This is a genomic window from Silvibacterium dinghuense (assembly GCF_004123295.1).
In the GTDB taxonomy this organism is placed as follows: domain Bacteria; phylum Acidobacteriota; class Terriglobia; order Terriglobales; family Acidobacteriaceae; genus Silvibacterium; species Silvibacterium dinghuense.
Window position 1 is genome coordinate 970,200 of the sequence record NZ_SDMK01000001.1, and the last position, 21,048, is coordinate 991,247.

The following is a 21,048-nucleotide window of genomic DNA, read 5'->3' on the forward strand; positions in this document are numbered from 1 at the left end:
CAGTGGTTTTCACTAAATGCTTTTATCACGATCAACAAAAATTTCGCATTCCTGACGCCATGAACTAAAACGTTTGCGCACACCCCCTCCAGCGAAACGCACCGAACGAGCTTCAGGAAATGCGAAGTAGCCCACGTTCCATTTGGAGGCACTTCCATATGAATGCAACGAGCACTCTGCGCCAGCGTCTGGAGCAGTGTTTTACCCGTTTCACCTGCAAAACGAAAACATGCCGGATCGCGACCTTCGCGCTGCTCCTGCTACTGGCCACCTGCGCTCCTCTGCTGCATGGCCAGGCTGCGAACGGCAGTATCAGCGGCACGGTCATGGACACCACCGGCGCTGTCATTCCGCACGCCAGCGTCACACTCACTGACACGCAGACCAAGGTCAAGACACACGTATCCAGTAATGGCGCGGGCTTCTTCAGCTTCGCCGATCTTCCTCCGGGAGACTACACCGTCACCATCACCGCTTCCGGCTTTGAGAACTGGGAAGCGACCGACATCATCATGCACTTCGGCGAGAGCCACACCATCCCGCAGATCGCGCTTCCGGTGGCCACAGCCAAGTCCGATGTCACCGTCATTGCCTCGCAGGCCGGCGTGATTCCGCTCGACACCGGCGCCAGCACCACCACGCTGAACACCGAGATGATCAACTCCATGCCGATCCAGGGACGCGACGCGGCCGAACTGGTGAAGTTCATGCCCGGCATGGCCATGAACACCGGCCTGGGACAGAGCGAATTCAATAGCCAGACGACCTCGACCAACAGCGGCCCGATCGGCGCCTTTGCTGCCAGCGGCACCCAGCCCTACGGCGGCATGCAGATGACGCTCGACGGCGCCAACCTTGTCGATATCGGCAACATGGGCACCCAGCTGGCCAACGTCAATGGCGACCAGACGGCGGAGTTCACCTACATGAACGCGGCCTTCGGCGCGGACACGCCGCGCGGTCCGACGATCATCCAGGTCACCAGCAAGGGTGGAGGCGCCGGCTTCCACGGCGACCTCTACACCTACCTTCGCAACTGGCAGATGAACGCCAACGATCCTTACATTAAAGAAGCTGACCCAGGGCAAGGTCGCGTCATCTCGCACCAGACCTATCCCGGCGGAACCATCGGCGGTCCGGTCATCATCCCCGGCACCAGCTTCAACAAGCACCGCGACAAGTTGTTCTTCTTTGCCGGCTACGAATACATGCTCCAGAACCCGGCAGCGCATCTCTACCAGACCGTGACGCCAACAACCAACATGGTCAATGGCGACTTCAGCTCAGCGACACTGCCGGGCGACCAGACCTCATCGACGACCTGGTGGCCGACCGCCGCAGTACCTTGCGCCGATGCACCCAGCTGGACTGCCTTCTGCCCTGCTGGTGGCTCAAAACAGGGACTGTTTCCCAATGGCCAGATCCCTGCCTCCTACTGGGACGCCGACGGCCAGGCGCTGCTCTCTTACCTGAACAAGGTCGATACGCCCAACGTAGACCCTGCAACCCACAACGGTTATAACTTCCAGTACCTCGAACATCCGCCGACCAATCGCTGGGAACTGCGCCTGCGCGGTGATTATGATCCCACGCCGAACGATAAATTCTCGCTCGTCTATACCAAGCAGAACGAGTCGGACCTGAGCCACTATGGCGTCTGGTGGTGGCCGGGCGAAACCGCCCCCATGCCCTCCAGCATCATCGCGGAGACGCTGGCCAACCTCTACACCTTCAACTACGTCAAGATCCTGAACTCGACGACCACCAACCAGCTCAACGCTGCCTATACCTACTTCACCTTCCCGGCGAAGTTCAGTGATCCGACGGCGATGACAGCATCGACCGCTGGCTACACCACCTACGCCCCCTTCAACACCAGCAGCACGCTGGCCTTCGATCAGCTGCCCAACATCATCAGCTGGGGCTCGAACATCGGCTCCTACACCGGCAGCTTCCCTGGCATGTATTCGCCTCCCATGATCAAGGCCTTCAATAACTCCTTCGGCAACAAAAAGTATGTCGAATCCATCCAGGACAATCTCACCAAAATTGTCAGCACCCACAGCCTGAAGTTCGGCTTCTTCTGGGATGCCAACAAGCAGACCCAGACCACTGGTTCCGGCAGCTATCCGCAGGGGATGCTGGACTTTGACAACTACGGCTATAACACCACCGGTAATCCGCTGGCTGACATGCTGATCGGCGCCTACCAGGGCTTCACACAGTATGGCTCAGCACCGGTACACACCCTGGTCTACCACGAGTGGGCGCTCTATGCGCAGGACCAGTGGCATGTTAACCGGAAGCTTACCCTCGACTACGGTATCCGCCTGGATCACGACGGCCAGTGGTATCCCATCCACAGCCCCGGTCTCGCCGTATGGGACCCGGCGACCTATGACAACACCTCTGGCGCGACTACCTGGACGGGCATGGAGTGGCACCAGATCGACAGCAAGATTCCGCAGTCCGGCTTCAAGTCGAAGGTTGTCGATCCGGATATCCGCGCCGGCTTTGCCTACGACACCAAGGGCGACGGCAAGACGGTGGTCCGCGGTGGCTTCGGTATCTACCGCTGGCAATTCTCCGAAGGCGACGTAGACTCGGCGCTGAACCCGCCGCTGAACGTGCAGAGCATCGCAGCATCCCCTTCGGCCGGCGAGATCGGCTTCTCTACGCTGGCCGACTACAGCACCACCAGCACCAGCTCATCGTGGTGCGCTCTCAGCTCCAGCTGCACCACCGGCGCTGACGCCATCCAAATGGGCGAAGACAAGACTCCTTACACGATGAACTGGGATGCGATGGTCGACCAGGAACTGCCTGGGCACGTCACCTTCGAGCTGCAGTACATCGGCAACCACACGGACAATGCCCTGTTCACCGGAAACGGCACGACAGAAAACTTCATCTCTAACATCAACAAGATCCCTGTCGGCGCGTTCTATGGCACCGACCCGCTGACCGGCGTGAACTACTGGGACACGAGTTGCGCAGCGGGCTCCTGCGCAGCGCCGAACAGCACCTACTACAACGGCTATCGCCCGTACCACAACTATGGCGTACTGAATGTGATCCGGCACGGCAGCTACTCCAACTACAACGGCATGGTCGCCGCCCTGCAGAAGCAGACCGGTCCGGCCACCTTCCTGTTCAACTACACCTTCAGCAAAGTCATGGGTATCCGCGATGGACAGTCGGACAACGGCAACGGCGACGGCACCACCGTCAACCCGTTCAGTGTTCGCGCCAACTATGGTCCGCTGGCTTATGACCGCACGCACCTGATCAATGCGGCCTACGTCCTCAACCTTCCCAGCGTGAAGGGCACGAATCGCGTGATCCGCACTGCGCTCAACGGCTGGCAGCTCTCCGGCGATACGCAGTTCCAGAGCGGTACACCGATCCAGCCGAACACGGGGGGCAACCTCAACACTACCTACGAAACCAACTCCAACGGCACGGCGGGCAGCGCAGCTTACCTGCTCGGCACCACGGCCGAGGTACTGGTACCGTACCTCACCTGCGATCCCCGGGTCGGCGGCGGACGGTACTTCAACACCAGCTGCTTCCAGACACCGAGCACGATGGGTGTCAACGGCCCCTCGGTGATGCCATACATCAAGACACCAGCCTTCTTCGTCTCGGACCTGGGCCTCTACAAGAGCTTCAACGTCCGTGAAGGACAGCAGATCCAGTTCCGCGTCCAGGCCTTTAACTTCCTCAACCACCCGCTGCCCGAACTTGGCGAAGGCAGCGACGTTAACCTGCACATGACCTGCAGCCAGAGCTCCAGCACCGCACAGGGCTGCGATCTCGGCGGCACCAATGAGAACTCCACCACCAACGGTAATGCGCAATACAAGGCAAGCGCCCAGAACCGCTACATGGAACTGGCGCTCAAGTACACCTTCTAACCAACCCTCTGCGCGGCCCAAACAGGCCGCACAGGTCTATCAAACAGAAACGCCCGATCCGCAACTGGATCGGGCGTTTTCTTTTACTTCAAATACGGTTACAAATTGCTTACACCCACTCACCGTTGCGGATGAGCGGCTCGGACTTCCCTTCTGCCGTGATGCCGTCGACCGCAATCTCGGCAGAGCCGATCATCCAGTCCACGTGGATCAGGCTCTCGTTCGCTCCGCGTGCGGCGAGTTCTTCCGGAGTAAGCTTGTCGCCATCCTTCACACAGGTGCTATAGGCCTGGCCGAGGGCGATGTGGCAGGCGGCGTTTTCATCGAACAGGGTGTTATTGAAGAGCAGGCCACTCTGCGCGATGGGTGACTTGTGCGGCACGAGCGCGACCTCACCGAGGCAGCGCGCGCCTTCATCGGTGTCGATCAGCTTCAGGAGAACCGCCTCGCCCTTCGAGGCCTTCGCCTCGACAATGCGTCCGCCCTCGAAGCGAACCTGGATATCCTCAATCATCGTGCCCTGGTGGGAGAGCGGCTTGGTGCTGCTCACCGTGCCCTCGATGCGGTCCTTGTGCGGCGTGGTGAAGACCTCTTCGGTGGGCATATTCGCGACCGCGTAGATGCCGTTGCCGGCCGTGGTGCCGCCGCCATGCCAGATGTGATCGTCGGCGAGGCCGACGCGGAGATCGGTGCCCGGACCGGAAAAATGCAGCGCCGCGTAGCGCTTCTCGTTCAGGAACTTCGAGCGCTCATGCAGGCGCGCGTCATGGACTCTCCAGGCCGCGACAGGATCGGGCTGGTCGCAGCGCGAAGCGGCAAAGATTGCGTCCCAGAGCCGGGCGAGGGCTTCGTCCGCGGGCAGTTTGGGGAAGACACTCGCGGCCCATGCGGGCGTGGCGGCGGCAACGATCGTCCAATTGATGTCGTGACGAGTGATGAACTCGAGCGCGGGGCGATAAGCCTTCGAAACAGCGCGGCTGGCGCGGCTCACTTTTTCCGGGTCCTGCCCTGCAAGCAGCGCGGGATTGCCACCGGCTACGGCGAGGCGGGCGGCTCCGTTCTTGAAAGCCTCGGCAACGCCATCGTAGAACCACGTGGGAGCGTAATCGAAGCCCTCATCCGCACCGTACTGATAGCGGGCGAGCGTGGAGGCTTCATCGGTGAGAATCGTGGTCACGAGCTTCGCGCCGGCCTTGTAGGCGTGCTCGGTGATGAGGCGGACGAGCGGCAGCGTGTCGGTGGTAGCCGTCATGAAAAGCTCCTGGCCAGGAGCGAGCCCCAGGCCGACGCGGATGGCAACTTCGGCGAGGCGATCGAGCTTCTGTTCGTGCGTAAGTGCGGCGATTTCGAGGGTGGCTGTGCTCATGGAAACAGTGTAGTCCTTCAGCACCGGAGGCAGAGGATGTGTGTAGACTGCGGCGAATGAGGCATTCCTTTGTTGTGCTGACCGGCGCTTCCGGCTCGGGCAAAACGGCGATCGCTCAGAAATTCGAGCGGCTGTATCCGCAGGTGAGAGTTTTCCGTTTCGATACGATCGGCGTGCCCTCCGCAGAGATAATGGCCACCTATGGTCCCGGGCATCAGCCCGGTGGCTCATGGCAGCGGGCCATGACACTGGAATGGTTCGCGCGCATCGAGCCGCACATCCGGCAAGGGAAGCAAGTGCTCTTCGAGGGACAGATGCGACTGGCCTTTATCCGTGAGGCCATGGCAGAACAGAATCTGCGACCGCACATCGTGCTGATCGATTGCGACGATACCACGCGTGCAGCCCGGCTTACCGGCGAGCGCTGGCAACCCGAGCTGGCGACTGCCCAGATGATGGGATGGGCACGCTATCTGCGTGAAGAGGCTGAAGCATTGGGCGCGGAGATCTTCGACACCAGCAGGCTTTCGCTGGAAGCCAGCACAGCGCACGTTGCCGCGCTCTTCGGGCTCATATCCAGATAAAAGCAGTATGACCTCCGGTCACAGTCAGCCATGACTTTCAACCCATGCTGCCTGCTGTAAATCCACTCCGCGCTATATGCCCAACTCCTTCGCCATCTCCGTCGTCGTACCCCAGCCAAGATCGGCATAGAGAGGACGTCCTTTTTCTGTAGCATGCAGCACGGCGTACTGGACTCCCCGGCGGGCAAACTCAGCTTCGGCAAGCTGCATCAACCGGCGAGCCAGGCCACGTCTCCGATACGCCGGTTCCACATACACGTTGAGCACATAGCCTCGGCGGTCCTGCGTCGGATGAGAAGGGTGTGGCGGCCAATCGATCAGCATTAAACCAACCCCGGCTACCGGATGCTCATCGTCTGAGAGAACAAATCCGAAGTAGGAGCCATCCTGGAGCCTCGGCTGCAGCCATGCACGAAAATGTTCGGTCATGGGGTTGAGCACTGTTTCGTCGCGCCCGGCGTCGCGGAACATCTCTTCCCGGTGGCGGCAAATCAAATCGAGGTCATCCTCGGTCAGGTTGCGGACATTCATATCTATACCTGCCATATCGATAAAAGGCTGGCGACTCTGGCAGATACTGCCGAAAGCACCGATGAAATCTGAAGGATGGGATAGGCGGAAGTGAGTGGTTTCTGGTTTGCGCTACGACAGCTTTGACGTGATCCCCGAACGCCGTACCCACGTACCATTCTGCTTCTCGACATAGACCCACTGGCCGGCGGCGCAGAGATTCGTGCACCAGTTGTGCACATAGACGAGACCGGCGGACTGCGTGGAGTCAAAGAAAACCTGGCTGACGAAGGTGATGCCGGGGATGCCCTGATATTTCGATGCGAAATCGGAGCCCATCGCGGGATGGGTGCGGAGGTTGCGATAGTCGGCAACCTGAGAGGCGGTGAAGAGTGCGTAGTCGTGGCTCAGCTGAAACTGGCGGGTGAGCTGGAAGCGTTGATGACGGCGCCTCTGATAATCGGAAAGAGCCTCATTGAAACCGCGCGGGCTGTCGGGCGGCGCCTTGAGCTGGCCGTCCGGCGGGATAGCCGGATTCATGTCATCGATGGATACGGTCGTATCGGCAATCGCCCACTGCTTGACCTGATCCGGAGGCAGACTGCGGAAGGGCTCGCCGGGAAGCAGCAGGGAGTAAATAGCATAGGTGTCAGCAGCGCGCTCAGCAGGGATAGGCTCGAGAGCCGCATCCGCAGCGAGAGAGAGCGGCAGAAACAGCGCGAGGCAGAAGGCGGCAAAGCGGATCATCCGGGTGACACCTCTCGGGACACCATCATAGATGCTGCTACGCGGACTGGCCTGCATCCCACGTCACAGAATCGAGACATGGGCACCCGGGGTTGTGCTCATAAGCAGACAGCGTATCGTCCCACCCAAGCGGAGCTTGGATGGGGCACCCGTTTCCGATCCACTGCGAAAATCCCAAATCGCGACCAAAGGTGGCGAGGGCCGAAGGCAAAGGGCCTGGACGGCCAATCCTTAGTGCGCCGCCGAATCCCAGGGCGCTCCGGCCTTCTTGGGGCCATCGAGGTCGCGGCCCTTTACACGGTCGTACATATACTCATCGCTGACCGAGCCAAGGGACTCGTTATAGAGGCTGGTTTCGCCAGCAATCTCGCCAAACTCTTCCGAGAATTTATGCTCGGTACGCAGGCGTTCGGCCGTAGCCGGAAACTCGAAGTGGCTGGTACGGAAGAACTTCTGGAATCCGCGATCGAGCACGTAGGCAATTTCGCCATTAAAAACCAGGCCAGGACGGGCAACCAGCGCCGCGCCTTTGCCGCTGGGGCCGGGAGCGATGATGGCGGCAGCGCCGTACTTCGAAACCCGGATTTGGTTTGCGACGCCGGGGACGGGTTGCACATCAAATTGTGAACTGCGGAACTGATTCAGGATCTCGTCGTAGGAGCGCGGTGCGACTTTCTTCGGCATAGCTTCTCGAGTCTCGCAGGGGTACCAGTTTTGTGATGCCGGGGCGCCAACGATACACTAAAAGCCGGCGTCCGAGTTCACCAACACTCTCGCACAGCGGCAGCATGGGCTGCAACGGAGCGGGAGCAGGAATCAAGGCAGGCCGAAGAAAAGCATGAGTTTGGCGAGCGCTACAACCACATCCCGGCTGGGAACACCGCTGCTGGAACGCATCGGCAACACGCCCCTGATTCGTCTCGAGCGTCTGACGGCGCACCTGCCTGGCGTCCAGATTCTGGGCAAGGCCGAATGGGCGAACCCGGGCGGGTCGGTCAAGGACCGCGCGGCCTCGTCGATTGTTCTCGACGCGCAGGCACGCGGGCTGCTGACGCCGGGCAAGCGGCTGCTGGACGCAACCAGCGGCAACACCGGCATCGCCTACGCCATGCTCGGTTCGGCCATGGGCTTTGGCGTCACGCTGTGCATGCCGTCGAATGTTTCGCCGGAACGCAAGCGCATCCTGCAGGCCTACGGCGCGGAGATCGTCTGGACGGAGCCGGGCGATGGCTCGGATGGCGCAATCCGCAAGGCACGCGAGCTGGCTGCGAACGAAGGCGACAAGTATTTCTACGCCGACCAGTATGGCAACAACGCCAACTGGCAGGCGCACTACCGTACGACAGCAAACGAGATCTGGAAGCAGACCGAAGGACAGATTACGCACTTCGTCGCCGGCCTGGGCACCAGCGGGACCTTTGTGGGCACCACGCGCCGGCTGAAAGAGCTGAACCCGGCTATCCAGTGCATCTCCATGCAGCCGGACTCGCCATTCAATGGCCTCGAGGGCCTGAAACACATGGCAACGGCGATCGTGCCTCCCATCTATGACACCACGCTGGCCGACCGCAACGTGGAGATGGAAACCGAAGCAGCCTATACGATGGCCAAGAAGCTGGGCCGAACCGAGGGCCTGCTGGTCGGAGTCTCCGCCGCCGCCGCAGTAGCAACCAGCCTGCGCATCGCCGAAGAAGAGGCTGCGAAGGGCAACGAGGCCGTAATCGTGACAATTCTGTGCGATTCGGCGGATAAATATCTGAGTGAAAGGTTCTGGAGCGAGTAAATCATGCTGAAGCTGAACGAGCAGGTATATGACGCAATTCGACGCCATGGTGAGGAGACGTATCCCCATGAGTGTTGCGGCGTGCTGCTCGGCCGCTCCTCGGACGATATCAATGAAGTGGCGGATGCCGTGCGCGCCGGAAACACACGCACGGATTCGGCTCACAACCGCTATCACATTGCCCCGCAGGAGCTGGTGAAGATTCAGCGCCAGGGCCGTGAGCGCGGGCTGGACATTGTGGGCTTCTACCACTCGCACCCCGATCATCCGGCACAGTGGTCGAAGACGGACTTTGCCGAGGCGCACTGGCTGGGCTGCTCGTACGTGATTACGGCAGTGGCACAGGGCGTGGCGCAGCAGACGAACTCCTTTCTGCTGACGGGCACGAGCGAAGAGGATAAGGCGTTTCTGGACGAAGCTATCGTCGTGGCCAACGACGCGGCCGAAAAGGCTGCGAAGGAGCCGGCTGCCGACCGATGTTGACCGTGCGACGCAGGCTCCAGCCTGACACACCTCGATATTGGGCTTGATGCCTGCTGACGCTTTTCTCCGTCCTTCTGTCTTTGCAAGGGACGGACCTTACCGATTCGATAAGGACGACTTTCCCATGAAGATTCATATCCCTACCCCGCTGCGCGTGTATTCGGACAAGCAGGACACGGTCACCGTCTCCGCAACCACCGTCGGCGAAGCGCTCGAGGCGCTCACCACGCAGCATCCCGACCTCAAGAAGCACCTCTACTCCGAAGAGGGCAAGCTGCGCGCCTTCGTGAACGTCTACCTGAACGACGAAGACATCCGCTATCTGCCTGAAAAGGAATCGACCAAGGTCGGCGAGCAGGACGCGCTCTCCATCATCCCCTCCATCGCCGGCGGGTGCTAGCCGCACGGGCGATTGCGCTTCGCGCGGGACTGACCGTCCAGGCGATTGCGCTTCGCGGGTTTAGGCTGTGCTAAGAGTTTTGCCGCCTCCTGTTAGTCGGCACTGAGATTTGTCACAGCGATAGGCACACATGCCACTCGCTAGAAGGGATGCAAGACATGGCAACGACACTGGAAACACCCTCGGCACTGCCCTCGCTGACCAACGCCGAGATCGGCCGCTACTCGCGCCACCTGATCCTGCCCGATGTGGGCATGGAAGGCCAGCAAAAGCTCAAGGCAGCCAAGGTGCTGTGCGTGGGTACCGGCGGCCTGGGCGCTCCGATGACCTACTACCTGGCAGCGGCGGGCGTGGGCACCATCGGCCTCGTGGATTTCGACGTAGTGGACGAGAGCAACCTGCAGCGGCAGATCATTCACTCGACCAAGGACGTGGGCCGTCCCAAGATCGACTCGGCCGCGGAGAAGCTCACCGCGCTGAACCCCTACGTGAAGATCGTGAAGCACGAGACGATGCTGACCAGCGACAACGCGCTCGACATCATCAAGGATTACGACATCGTCGCCGACGGCACGGATAATTTCCCCACACGCTTTCTCGTCAACGACGCCTGCGTGCTCTCCGGCAAGCCGAATGTGTACGGCTCGATCTTCCGCTTCGAAGGCCAGGCCAGCGTCTTCGCCACTGAGGAAGGCCCCTGCTACCGCTGCCTCTACCCCGAACCGCCGCCGCCGGGCCTTGTGCCTTCCTGCTCGGAGGGTGGCGTGTTGGGCATTCTGCCCGGCGTCATCGGCGTGATCCAGGCCACTGAAGTCGTCAAGCTGATCATCGGGAAGGGTGAGCCGCTCATCGGTCGCCTGCTGCTGGCCGACCTGCTGACCATGAACTTCCGCACCCTCAAACTGCGGAAGAACCCTGACTGCCCGGTCTGCGGCAAGAACCCGACCGTGACCAAATTGATCGATTACCAGCAGTTCTGCGGCATTGTGCCCGAAGCAAAGGTGGAAATAGTGAACGAACGTCCGACTCAGAATGGCATTCCCCAGATTTCAGCAACCGAACTGAAGCAGAAGCTCGACGCGAAGGAAGACATCTTCGTACTCGATGTGCGCGAGCCGCACGAGTACCAGATCGCAAGCTTCGGCGGACACCTGATTCCGCTGGGCGAGCTGCCCTCGCGCCTCCATGAGCTGAACAAGGATGCCGAGATCATCGTGCACTGCAAGATGGGCGGCCGCAGCCAGAAGGCCTCCGAACTCCTCGCAGCCAACGGCTTCAAGAACGTGACCAACCTGACCGGCGGCATCACCGCCTGGTCGAACGACGTAGACCCGAGCGTAGCGAAATACTAAGCACCTGCTTCACGGTAGTAACAGACGGCGCCCTCAGGGGCGCCGTTTTCTGCTGCGAATCATTTGAACAAAGACGACAAGAGCTACCGATGCAATAAGAGCAGCAAGCATGGCGAGATAGCGTGTTGCTTTCAGCGCGAGGAGCAAATCAGCAGCTCCGCCAAAGATAAGCAATCCGCAGGTATAAGCCAACGCTCCCAGGAGTGCACCGGGCAAGAAAAACAGAGTAAGTGGAAGCTCCTCAAACCAGCGCAACGGCATAACCAGCACAGACGGGACACCGATCACCGCCCACCCCAAAAGCGAGAAAATCGCAATAAAGAGTGACAGGATTTCGGTCTCATAGATAGAGCCTGGACCGATGGAAGCAGGCAGTCTTATCCCAACTGCAGGACCGAAGACTCGAACGGCAAGCAATACCGCTTGTTGCGCGACATTCCCTGCAATCAAGCCTACAAAAGAGAAGCCTATCTTTTCCCAGACGTTAGGCCCGCTTCCCTGCTCGTCTGCTGCTTCGTTCATGGAGCCTCCTCCATTCATCCCTCAAATACGTTCTGCAGCACCTCTCCAGCGATCTTGTGCATCGGCTTCAACAATGGCAGCCCGGCGATCTTGAGTGTCAGCAGCAGCATGCGCAGGGTTCCATCCAAAAGCGCTCCGGTGCGACGCTGGCCGGGCGAACGGTCATAGACCCAGAAGAGAATCAGACCCATCTGGTAAAGCCAGAGCAGCCGCGGCAAATACGGCAGGATATTCGCGGGCAGCTTTACCTTCGAGTCCGTGACCGCACGCTCGAAGAAGGCAATGTCGGCATTGCGGATGTCGGCTGTCTCGCTGCTGAAGGGCGAGAGCGGATGCAATGGATCGGTGTGTGCAGAGAGTGCGCCAAGCAGCTTGCGGTTGGGCGCAAAGTAAGTCAGCTTCTCCTGGATAAGACCGCGCAGGCGCGCCTCGAGCGTGCGACTCTCGGCAAGAACGGTGTCGAGCGCAGGCAGCATCTCGGCCTGCACCTGCTCGTAGAAGGCCATAACGATGGCCACCTTCGAAGGAAAGTAATAGTAGGCGCCGCCGAGCGCGACACCGGCTTCAGTGGAAACTTCGCGCATGGTAGCCGCCTCGAAGCCGCGCTCGCGAAAGACACGGAGCGCAGCCTCGAGAATGCGGGCGCGGGTTTCGGCAGACTTCTTTGTCCCGGCAGGAGTGGTCGTCTTCGAAGTCATGGCAATCAGGCGTGGCTCGGCGCAGCGCTGCGGCTGCGCAGCCGGGTAAGCACAAGGATGTTGAAGGCGTGCATCAGGCCGAGAATGATGAGCACGGTGCCGAGCTTGTGACTTTCGAGCTCGATGATCTCGCGGACGGTCGCCAACGGGTTGCTGGTCTTGAGCGCGAGCGCAATGTACCCGATGTTGATGAGGTAGAAACCAACGACCAGCAGGTGATTGACCGAGTCGGCGAGCGGCTCATTGCCGTGAAAAGCATCGAGCAGAAAGACGCGGCCGCTGCGATAGAGCGTGCGAGCAACCCACGCGGTAAGCACGATGCTGATGGCCAGATAGCTAAGGTAGCAGAGGGCGACGGACATGGCTGATTCCTCATTTCCTATCTATTTGAACGCGTTCAAATATAGCGTAGCGCGAATTTCTCCATCGTCAAGGATTATTTTTGAACGCGTTCACTTTTCCGAGGAACTCCGTCGAGGCAAATCTGCAGAAGGGGCAGAAGATTCGGTTCTGTGACATCTACAGTTGCATACGCCCTTTGGGGTTGCATACGCACCTTTTGCCCATTCTCGAAACTCCTGCGTATACTGCCGAACTGCGCAGGGAGGTTGAGGCGCGCTATGGACCTGATACTGATTCGGCTTTGTTTTCTTCTGGTGCTGAGCGGCACGTGCTTTTTTCTTCGGCCCTTTGGTTGGAATGCATGGACTTCCGCGTTAGCGGGAGCAGCAGCCGCGGCCCTGGTTGTGGTCTTTGAGCAGAGGGTGCGGGCGCTGAGCCTGCGCCGGCTGATCGGAGCGGTAACCGGGAGCATTCTCGGCATCTTTGGCGCGTTTCTCATTTCGCTGGTCTTGCGTGAAAGCCTGCCGGCGGGCAATACACAGAGCGTCCTCACCATCTTCGTGCTCCTGCTGATGGCCTATGTGGGGCTGCTCGTAGGCACGAACAAGGGCGACATGCTGAACCTCGCGGCGCTGGGAGACCTGTTCGGACCGGAGCGCGCGCCGGCAAAGCGCAACCTGAAGATCCTCGACACAAGCGCCATCATCGACGGACGGATTGCCGACATGGCCGAGACCGGCTTCCTGGAAGGAACGCTGGCGGTGCCGCAATTTGTGCTGCGTGAGTTACAAATGGTGGCCGATTCGCAGGATGGATCGAAACGGCAGCGAGGACGGCGCGGACTCGATGTGCTGCATCGCATGCAGGGCAATTCCCTGCTGACCATCCAGATCCTCGAAAACGACTACCCGAAGATCCGCGAAGTAGATCTGAAGCTGATCGAGCTGGCGAAGGAGATGGACGGCAAGATCGTCACCAACGACTTCAACCTGAACAAGGTGGCCGGGCTGCATAACGTCGCCGTGCTGAACATCAACGACCTTGCGAATGCACTCAAGCCAGTCGTGCTGCCGGGCGAAAAGATGCGGGTGGTGATCCTGAAGGAAGGCAAGGAATATAACCAGGGCGTCGGCTATCTGGATGACGGCACGATGGTGGTGGTGGACCATGCGCGGAAGATGATCGGGAAGACCGTCGATGTCACGGTGACCTCGGTTCTACAGACAGCATCGGGCAAGATGATCTTCGGCAAGATGGAAGACGGGACGCCGCGAACGGAAACCAAGACCGAAATGCGGATGGAAATGACGGCGCCGGAAATTGCGTCAAATTAGAAGATATGCAAGAGAGTGGGACGCACTTTGTGCATCCAGCAGCCAGGCACGAGAACGACCAGTAAAACTAACGGCTGGCCGTCTTTGTGACTGACTGCTGACCGCTTTCTCACTATTCTCCGCGCAGAGCCTGGATGGGATCGACCGTCGCCGCCCGTCGTGCAGGAACGGCAGAGGCAGCAAGCGCCAGGGCAAATACGGCAAGCGCAGCCAGCACCAGCACCAGCGGATCAAAGGGGCTGACGCCGAAGAGCAGCGAGCGCAACAGCGTAGCCGAGGCCGCAGCTCCCGCGAGGCCGATCACACAGCCGATCACCGCCAGCTGCGCGCCGGAGCGCAGGATAAGGCCAATGATGCCCACGCGGCGGGAGCCGAGGGCCATGCGGATAGCGATCTCCTGCGTACGCGATGCGACCGAGAAGGCGATAACGCCATAGATCCCGAGGACCGCGAGAACCACGGCAGCGAAGGCGAAGCTCGAGATGAGGATGGTGTTGAAACGGCGTGGCGCCTCGCTCTCGGAGACCGCCTCGGTCATGGTTTGTAACTGTGAAAGTGACAGAAGCGGATCGAGGCCGCGAACAGTGGAGCGGATGGCGTTCTCCATCTGCTCGGGCGGCAGCACCGAGCGGACGACAACGAAGCCGCCGTCGCCGCTGATGTCGGTGGGCGAAGCGAGCGAGCCTGCGTCGCCAATCTCCTGCACCTCCGGGTAGTAGAACTGGGCGGAGACGTCGGCATCGGGCGACTCCTGGCGAACATCCTCAACCTCGCCAACGACCGTCTGCCATGGGAGCTGCATCGTCTCGGTGCCGATGCGGAAGTGCTTGCCGATGGGATCCTGTCCGGGCCAGTATTTTTCAGCCAGCTTGCGGTTCACGATGACGACCAGCTGTGAGCCAGCGCGATCAGACTCCGTGAAATAACGGCCGCGGATGAGTGCGATCCCCATGGCGCGGAAGTAGTCACCGGCGACGCCGGAGGGTGTGCCGAGGTTGAGGCGGGCCCCGGGCTGCGGGGCGCCGTTCTCGACGACGAAGGCCTCGTTGGAATTGTTTCCCGACTCGGGCATGTAAGTGGAGTAGCCGGCGGCGGTGACGCCAGGCAGCACGCGCAGCCGGTCGAGCAGCGACTTGTCGAAGGTATCCACCTGGGCCTGCGTTTTGTACTGCTGGTGCGGCAGGGAGTAGGCGGCCGTGGTCATGTGGTCGGGCGTGAAGCCGAGCTCGACCGAGCGCATCTTCTCAAAGCTGCGCAGCAGCAGGCCGGAGGCGGTGAGCAGCACCAGGGCAATGGCGATCTCGGCGATGACGAGCGCCGACCGCAGCCGCGCGTGTCCACCACCCGCGGAGCCTGAGCGTCCGCCTTCCTTGAGCGTGCTATTCACGCGGATGCGCAGCGCGGCGAAGGCGGGAGCGAGTCCGCAGAGCAGGCCAGTTAGAATCGCCAGCAGCAGCGCGAAGCCGGCGACGGTCCAGTTGAGGCTGATTTCGTTGATGCGTGGCAGGTTTTCCGGCAACACGCTCTTGCCCACGTGCAGGCCGATGGCCGCCAGCGTCACACCGAGCACGCCTCCCATCACGCTAAGCGTGAGGCTTTCCAACAGCGCCTGACGGACGAGCGCCGCAGCCGGAGCGCCGATTGCGAGGCGGACAGCGAGCTCGCGCTGGCGGCGGATGGCGCGGACCAGCAGCAGGCCGGCGAGGTTGAAGCAGGCGATGAGCAGCACGACGGCGACGGCGAGAAAGAGCATGCGGACGAGCGGGCGGGCATCGGAGACAGTCTCCTGGCTGAGCGGCTGCACCACGGCCGAGATGTGCAGGCTGGCCATAAAAGCCGGGTAGTTGCGCATGATCTCCTGGGCAACGCGCTCGGAGTCGGACTGCGCCTGGTCGATAGTGACGCCGGGCTTGAGACGGCCGACCATCCGCGATCCCCAGCTGGCCGCATTGCTCGGGCTCAGCTCCTCCGGGGTCAGGCTCAACGGCACCCATAGATCGGATCGGTTCAGGTGCCCGGGCACCAGCGGAAACTCGAAGTCTTTCGGCATCACGCCAATGACGATGTATGGATTGCGGTTGAGCAGTATCCGGGTGCCGAGCACGTGAGGATCGCCATGGAAGCGATCGACCCAGGAGGCATAGCTGAGCACGGCGACCGGCTGCTTCTCCGTGTCCTCCTGCGCAGTGAAGACACGGCCGAGCAGGGGCTGCACTTCGAGTGCGGAGAAGACGCCGGCGCCCATGCGGGTGGCAGTGACCTGCGCGGGCTCGCCGCTGCCAGAGAGCTCATAGCCGGTATTGTGATAGCCGCCGAGGCTCGAGAAGCTGTGCGTGTCGCGGCTGTAGGCGAGGATATCGGGCGCGGTCACCGATTCGCCGTGGCCGCTGGGCGTGCCTTCCAGGTGATCGCCGAGTGCGATGAGCTGCTCGGCATGCGGGAACGGCAGCGGCCGCAGCAATACGCCGTCCACGATGGAGAAGATGGCGGTAGTAGCACCGATGCCGAAGGCCAGCATCAGAACAGCGAGCAGGGTGAAACCCGCGGATTTGCGCAGCTGACGCAGAACGAGCTTGAGATCGAGAAGCAGCGAGCGCATGAAGTCTCTCCTTACAACGCGCATTTCTCTTGAACATTTTTAGGGACACATGTCCGGATGCACGCAGACTGCCATAGAGTACGAGGGCTGGGACCACCTGGTTCCATGCATATTGCAGCACAAGGAGATCGGGCAAGGCTCAGAATGTGTCCGGAAATACAGCAGTGCGGCCACGAACGAACAGCAAAACCGGACACCGGACAGCGCCAAAGGAGAACAGGCGGCGAACTATTACCGAACTCTTACAGACATTTCGTGGCAGAGTTGGATAGCTTCAAGGATGGAGAAGTCACGCTGGATATGGCCACAACAACCACGTTCGTAGAACAATCGCTGAACACAGGAACGGCCGAAGCCGACTCGCAAATCCTGATGCAACGCCGCAGCCCCTCCATGAACCTCATGTTCGGTTTCTGGATGGTGTTCTTCCACCTCGGAGCGCTGGCCGCACTGTTCTTTTTCAGCTGGAAGGCCGTGGCCGTCACGGCGATCCTCTGGATTTTTTCGCAGAATATCGGCATCGCCGTGAACTACCACCGGCTGCTGACGCATCGCGGCTTCGTGGTGCCACGCTGGCTGGAGTATGCGATGACGGTCTGCTCGACGCTGGCTTTTGAGGGCGGCCCCATCTACTGGGTGGCCGTGCACCGGCTGCATCACCAGCTCACCGACAAGCCGGGCGACCCGCACTCGCCGCGCGACGGCATCTTCTGGTCGCACATGGGCTGGATCCTCTACGGCACGCTCCGCAACAAGGACATGGCGCTGCTCAACCGCTACGCGCCGGACCTGGCCCGCGATCGCTTCTACGTGTGGCTGAGCCGCTGGCACTGGATTCCGGGCGTGCTGCTGGGCGCCGCACTGTACATCGCCGGCGGCTGGTCCTGGTTCCTGTGGGGATTCTTCGTGCGCATCGTCGTCAGCCTGCACGTGACCTGGCTGGTGAACTCGGCCACGCATATCTGGGGCTCGCGCCGCTTCGATACGCGCGACGACTCGCGCAACCTGTGGTGGGTGGCCATCCTCTCCGGCGGTGAAGGCTGGCACAACAACCACCACGCGCATCCGGTTTCGAGCAGCCACGGCATGGCCTGGTATGAAATCGATGTGAACTACTGGATCATCCGCGCGCTCGGCGCGGTCGGGCTGGCCAGGCGCATCAAGGTACAGTCGGCAAAACCGGGGCCGGCGCGGGTGATTCACGGATAGCAGCCAGCGGCGCTTGCGCGCCTTTCAGTCGTCAGTCACAAAAGCGGCCAGAGGTAAGTCACAAAAACGGTCAGCGAGGCCGGAGCGTTTGCTCCGGCCTTTTTGTTTGCCCTGAATCAGCCCTTACCCCCGCTGGCCGTCTTTAGGCCTGACTGCTCACTGCTCACCCCTGACACGGCGCAACGCGTTGACCTTCCGACTCATCTCACCGGCAGGCTCTCGTAGAATTCTCCCGGAGGAACGTTCATGCTTCGCCGCACCGTGTCTTGCCTTGCCCTGTCTCTCGCACTCGCCTCGATCGTCGCACCCTGCGCCCTTGCGCAGGAGCAGATCACCGTCGATGCCGCCGGCAAGACCACGCCGCTGCCGCACTTCTGGGAGCAGATGTTCGGCTCGGGCCGCGCCAACCTGACGCTGCGCGCGCAATATCGCGAGGACATGCGCAAAGTCGCATCAGTCACGGACTTCCAGTACGTCCGCTTCCATGCCATCTTTCAAGACGAAAACGGAGTCTACGACGAGGATGCGCAGGGAAATCCGGTCTATAACTGGTCCTACGTCGATCAGATCTACGACGGACTGCTCGAAAACGGGGTGAGGCCCTACGTCGAGATCAGCTTCATGCCCAAGAAGCTGGCCTCACGCCTCGACTATCACGCCTTCTGGTACAAGCAGATCGTCGCGCCGCCCGCCGACTACGCCAAGTGGGACGCGCTGGTCACGGCCTTTGCCAAACACCTGATCGACCGCTACGGCATCACCGAGGTTTCGCAGTGGTACTTCGAGGTGTGGAACGAGCCGAACATCGATTTCTGGACCGGACGCCCCGCGCAGCAAACCTACTTCGAACTCTATGACCATACGGCGAAGGCGCTGAAGGCGGTGAGTCCGAAGATTCGCGTGGGCGGCCCGGCCACGGCGCAGGCCGCATGGGTCGGGGACATGATCGCACACGCGACGCAGAACAATGTCCCGCTCGACTTCGTTTCGACGCACGTCTACGGCAACGATACGTCCAAAGACGTCTTTGGCGACGACCGGCCTGTTCCTCCGCACCAGATGGTCTGCGCCGCGGTGGACAAGGTGCATGACCAGATCGAGCACTCGGCCAGGCCGAATATGCCGCTCATCTGGAGCGAGTTCAACGCAACCTACATGAACCAGCAGGAGATTACCGACTCGCTCTATATGGGACCGTGGATGGCCGACACCATCCGGCAATGCGACGGCAAGGTGCAGATGATGTCCTACTGGACCTTCTCCGATGTCTTCGAAGAGCAGGGCGTGGTGAAGACGCCGTTCTACGGCGGCTATGGACTGCTGGCGGAATACGGCATCCCCAAACCTGCCTTTAACGCCTTCAAACTGTTGCACAAGCTGGGCAACCAACGCATCGCCGAGCCCCAGGACGACGTGCTCGTGACACGGGGCGGTGACGACACCGTGGCGATTGCGGCGTGGAATCTGGTCGAGCCGGGCGCATCGGCGCCGGACAAGACATTTACTTTTGACCTGACCAGGCTGCCATGGAAGAAGGTGAAGAAGTACACGCCCACAGTGACGATTTCGCGCCTCGACGCACAGCACGGCGACACGCTGGCGGCGTGGAAGGCCATGGGCAGCCCAAGCCATCCGACACAGGCGCAGATTGCGGCACTCAAGCAGGCGTCGGACATCGGCAAACCGGAGACACATCCGCTCGAGAACAACACGGTGACCGTGACCGTGCCGCAGCAGGGGCTGGCGCTGATTGAGATCCGGTAGCGCGTTCCGTCACAAAAACGTCCAATTGCCAGTCGCTCGTTAAGGCTCGCAGCCTTCCCACCCAAGCAGAGCTTGGGTGGGGCACCCGCCTCCGTGCCAATGCCCTGGGTGCCCCACATCTCGATTCTGAGATGTGGGAGAGCACGAACCTCCGTTGACACACTTGCGCCGAAGGCGCGCTGGCCGTCCTTGTGACTGGCTGCTGGAGGCGCAAAGCGCGTCCCACTCACGTTACCCTTAAACCTTGAAGCCGAACGAAGAGCAGAGTGTCGATGGGATCGTGCTGGGCGCAGGCGCGGCCGGCCTGATGTGCGCGATCGAAGCAGGAAAGCGTGGACGGCGCATCGTGGTGCTGGATCATGCGGAGCGCGCGGGGAAAAAGATCCTCATCTCCGGTGGCGGACGCTGCAACTTCACCAATCTCCACACGCGGGCAGAGAATTACATCTCCGCAAACCCGCACTTCGCGAAAAGCGCGCTTGCCCGCTACACCCCGCAGGACTTTCTCGCCCTGGTGAACCGGCACGGCATCGCATGGCATGAGAAAACGCTCGGCCAGCTCTTCTGCGACCGCTCGGCCACCGACATTCTGAACCTGCTCCTCGCCGAATGCGCGGCGGCCCATGTGCGCGTGGCATGCGGAACGCACATCGATCGCGTCGAACGCAACGGCGAGAGCTTTACCGTAACGACGAACCGCGGAGAATGGCAGGCGTCGTCGCTCGTCATCGCCACCGGCGGCCTGTCGATTCCGAAAATGGGCGCGACCGGCTTCGGTTACGAGATTGCGCGGCAGTTCGGGTTAAAGATTGTCGAGCCGAGAGCCGCACTGGTGCCGCTGGTGTTTTCGCAAAAGGATCTGGACCGCTGGGGCGCTTTGGCCGGGGTTTCAACCGAGGTGACAGCAGCGGGGGAAGCGAAGAAGGCTCCCGCCTTTCGTGAAAAGTTGCTCTTCACGCATCGCGGGCTGAGCGGGCCTGCAGTGCTGCAGGCTTCGTCGTACTGGCGGCCGGGCGAGGCGGTGCGCATCGACCTTGCGCCCGGAGCGCAGGTATCCACACCTGTCATCGCAGGTGCGCGGCGTGATGCCGCCACGCTGAAGGCAGCGCTGAACGAGGTGCTTCCTGCGCGGCTTGCCTCTGCATGGATCGAAGCCGCACCCCCGAAGGGATGGAGCAACGCGGCGCTTGAAGAGTGGGAGCGAGGTCTGCACGCGTGGCGCGTGGTTCCGGATGGGACAGAAGGCTATGCGAAAGCCGAGGTCACAGCGGGCGGCGTGGATACGGCCGAACTCTCGGCCTCGACGATGGAGGCAAAACGCGTGCCCGGCCTCTTCTTTATCGGAGAAGTGGTCGATGTCACCGGCCATCTCGGCGGCTTCAACTTCCAGTGGGCGTGGGCTTCAGGAGTGGCTGCAGGCCAGGTCGCGTAAGACCAA

Annotated in this window: 18 protein-coding genes; 10 read left to right on the forward strand and 8 right to left on the reverse strand. The window is 61.1% G+C overall.

Annotated features, from left to right (window positions below; genetic code table 11):
- Window positions 1–158: 158 nt before the first annotated feature.
- The gene (locus ESZ00_RS03795; RefSeq protein ID WP_164981333.1) at window positions 159–3,917 is read left to right on the forward strand and encodes a carboxypeptidase-like regulatory domain-containing protein; all 3,759 of its coding nucleotides are present in this window, start codon (window positions 159–161) and stop codon (window positions 3,915–3,917) included.
- Between the two features lie 109 nt (window positions 3,918–4,026).
- On the opposite strand, the gene ESZ00_RS03800 is transcribed toward ESZ00_RS03795, so the two are convergent.
- The gene (locus ESZ00_RS03800; protein ID WP_129206842.1) at window positions 4,027–5,283 is read right to left on the reverse strand and encodes an aminopeptidase; all 1,257 of its coding nucleotides are present in this window, start codon (window positions 5,281–5,283) and stop codon (window positions 4,027–4,029) included.
- 56 nt (window positions 5,284–5,339) lie between these two features.
- Between ESZ00_RS03800 and ESZ00_RS03805 the strand changes: the two genes are divergently transcribed.
- Complete coding sequence (locus ESZ00_RS03805) at window positions 5,340–5,867, forward strand: P-loop nucleotide/nucleoside kinase family protein (RefSeq protein ID WP_129206843.1); 528 nt, start codon at window positions 5,340–5,342, stop codon at window positions 5,865–5,867.
- A 72-nt stretch (window positions 5,868–5,939) separates the two neighbouring features.
- Here ESZ00_RS03805 and ESZ00_RS03810 read toward each other — a convergent pair whose 3' ends face one another.
- The 3 genes from ESZ00_RS03810 to ESZ00_RS03820 all read right to left on the reverse strand — a co-directional run bounded on the left by ESZ00_RS03810 (window position 5,940) and on the right by ESZ00_RS03820 (window position 7,808).
- On the reverse strand, window positions 5,940–6,398 hold the full coding sequence (locus ESZ00_RS03810; protein WP_129206844.1) for a GNAT family N-acetyltransferase: 459 nt from the start codon (window positions 6,396–6,398) through the stop codon (window positions 5,940–5,942).
- Between the two features lie 111 nt (window positions 6,399–6,509).
- A complete protein-coding gene (locus tag ESZ00_RS03815) occupies window positions 6,510–7,124 on the reverse strand; it encodes a hypothetical protein (RefSeq protein ID WP_129206845.1) in 615 nt (204 codons plus the stop codon).
- A 231-nt stretch (window positions 7,125–7,355) separates the two neighbouring features.
- Entirely contained in the window at window positions 7,356–7,808 is a 453-nt protein-coding gene (locus ESZ00_RS03820; protein ID WP_164981334.1) for a hypothetical protein, read from the reverse strand.
- A 154-nt stretch (window positions 7,809–7,962) separates the two neighbouring features.
- Between ESZ00_RS03820 and ESZ00_RS03825 the strand changes: the two genes are divergently transcribed.
- The 4 genes from ESZ00_RS03825 (at window position 7,963) to moeB (ending at window position 11,142) form a co-directional block, all read left to right on the forward strand.
- Complete coding sequence (locus ESZ00_RS03825) at window positions 7,963–8,907, forward strand: PLP-dependent cysteine synthase family protein (RefSeq protein WP_129206846.1); 945 nt, start codon at window positions 7,963–7,965, stop codon at window positions 8,905–8,907.
- Between the two features lie 3 nt (window positions 8,908–8,910).
- Window positions 8,911–9,390 (forward strand): M67 family metallopeptidase, encoded by a 480-nt coding sequence (locus ESZ00_RS03830; RefSeq protein ID WP_129206847.1) that lies wholly within the window; start codon window positions 8,911–8,913, stop codon window positions 9,388–9,390.
- A gap of 124 nt (window positions 9,391–9,514) precedes the next feature.
- Window positions 9,515–9,790 carry a MoaD/ThiS family protein gene (locus tag ESZ00_RS03835; protein ID WP_129206848.1) on the forward strand — a complete coding sequence of 92 codons (276 nt, stop codon included), beginning with the start codon at window positions 9,515–9,517 and terminating at the stop codon, window positions 9,788–9,790.
- Window positions 9,791–9,948: 158 nt separating this feature from the next.
- On the forward strand, window positions 9,949–11,142 hold the full coding sequence (moeB, locus tag ESZ00_RS03840) for a molybdopterin-synthase adenylyltransferase MoeB (protein ID WP_129206849.1): 1,194 nt from the start codon (window positions 9,949–9,951) through the stop codon (window positions 11,140–11,142).
- Window positions 11,143–11,175: 33 nt separating this feature from the next.
- Here the strand turns inward: moeB and ESZ00_RS03845 are convergent, their stop codons facing one another.
- From ESZ00_RS03845 to ESZ00_RS03855, 3 genes are read right to left on the reverse strand one after another with little or no spacing between them, the layout of a single operon-like run.
- Window positions 11,176–11,664 (reverse strand): hypothetical protein, encoded by a 489-nt coding sequence (locus ESZ00_RS03845; RefSeq protein WP_129206850.1) that lies wholly within the window; start codon window positions 11,662–11,664, stop codon window positions 11,176–11,178.
- Between the two features lie 14 nt (window positions 11,665–11,678).
- A complete protein-coding gene (locus ESZ00_RS03850; RefSeq protein WP_129206851.1) occupies window positions 11,679–12,362 on the reverse strand; it encodes a TetR/AcrR family transcriptional regulator in 684 nt (227 codons plus the stop codon).
- Between the two features lie 5 nt (window positions 12,363–12,367).
- Window positions 12,368–12,724: a hypothetical protein gene (locus ESZ00_RS03855; protein ID WP_129206852.1), complete on the reverse strand. Its 357-nt coding sequence runs from the start codon at window positions 12,722–12,724 to the stop codon at window positions 12,368–12,370.
- A 258-nt stretch (window positions 12,725–12,982) separates the two neighbouring features.
- Between ESZ00_RS03855 and ESZ00_RS03860 the strand changes: the two genes are divergently transcribed.
- Window positions 12,983–14,038 carry a PIN/TRAM domain-containing protein gene (locus tag ESZ00_RS03860; protein ID WP_129206853.1) on the forward strand — a complete coding sequence of 352 codons (1,056 nt, stop codon included), beginning with the start codon at window positions 12,983–12,985 and terminating at the stop codon, window positions 14,036–14,038.
- A gap of 112 nt (window positions 14,039–14,150) precedes the next feature.
- Here ESZ00_RS03860 and ESZ00_RS03865 read toward each other — a convergent pair whose 3' ends face one another.
- Window positions 14,151–16,637, reverse strand: a complete 2,487-nt coding sequence (locus ESZ00_RS03865) for an ABC transporter permease (RefSeq protein ID WP_129206854.1) — start codon at window positions 16,635–16,637, stop codon at window positions 14,151–14,153.
- Between the two features lie 255 nt (window positions 16,638–16,892).
- Between ESZ00_RS03865 and ESZ00_RS03870 the strand changes: the two genes are divergently transcribed.
- The 3 genes from ESZ00_RS03870 (at window position 16,893) to ESZ00_RS03880 (ending at window position 21,042) form a co-directional block, all read left to right on the forward strand.
- Window positions 16,893–17,846, forward strand: a complete 954-nt coding sequence (locus tag ESZ00_RS03870; RefSeq protein ID WP_373283889.1) for an acyl-CoA desaturase — start codon at window positions 16,893–16,895, stop codon at window positions 17,844–17,846.
- Window positions 17,847–18,092: 246 nt separating this feature from the next.
- The gene (locus ESZ00_RS03875; protein WP_129206855.1) at window positions 18,093–19,610 is read left to right on the forward strand and encodes a GH39 family glycosyl hydrolase; all 1,518 of its coding nucleotides are present in this window, start codon (window positions 18,093–18,095) and stop codon (window positions 19,608–19,610) included.
- 244 nt (window positions 19,611–19,854) lie between these two features.
- Window positions 19,855–21,042, forward strand: coding sequence for a BaiN/RdsA family NAD(P)/FAD-dependent oxidoreductase (locus ESZ00_RS03880; RefSeq protein WP_268235252.1), 1,188 nt, complete (start codon window positions 19,855–19,857; stop codon window positions 21,040–21,042).
- The last annotated feature ends 6 nt before the right edge of the window (window positions 21,043–21,048 follow it).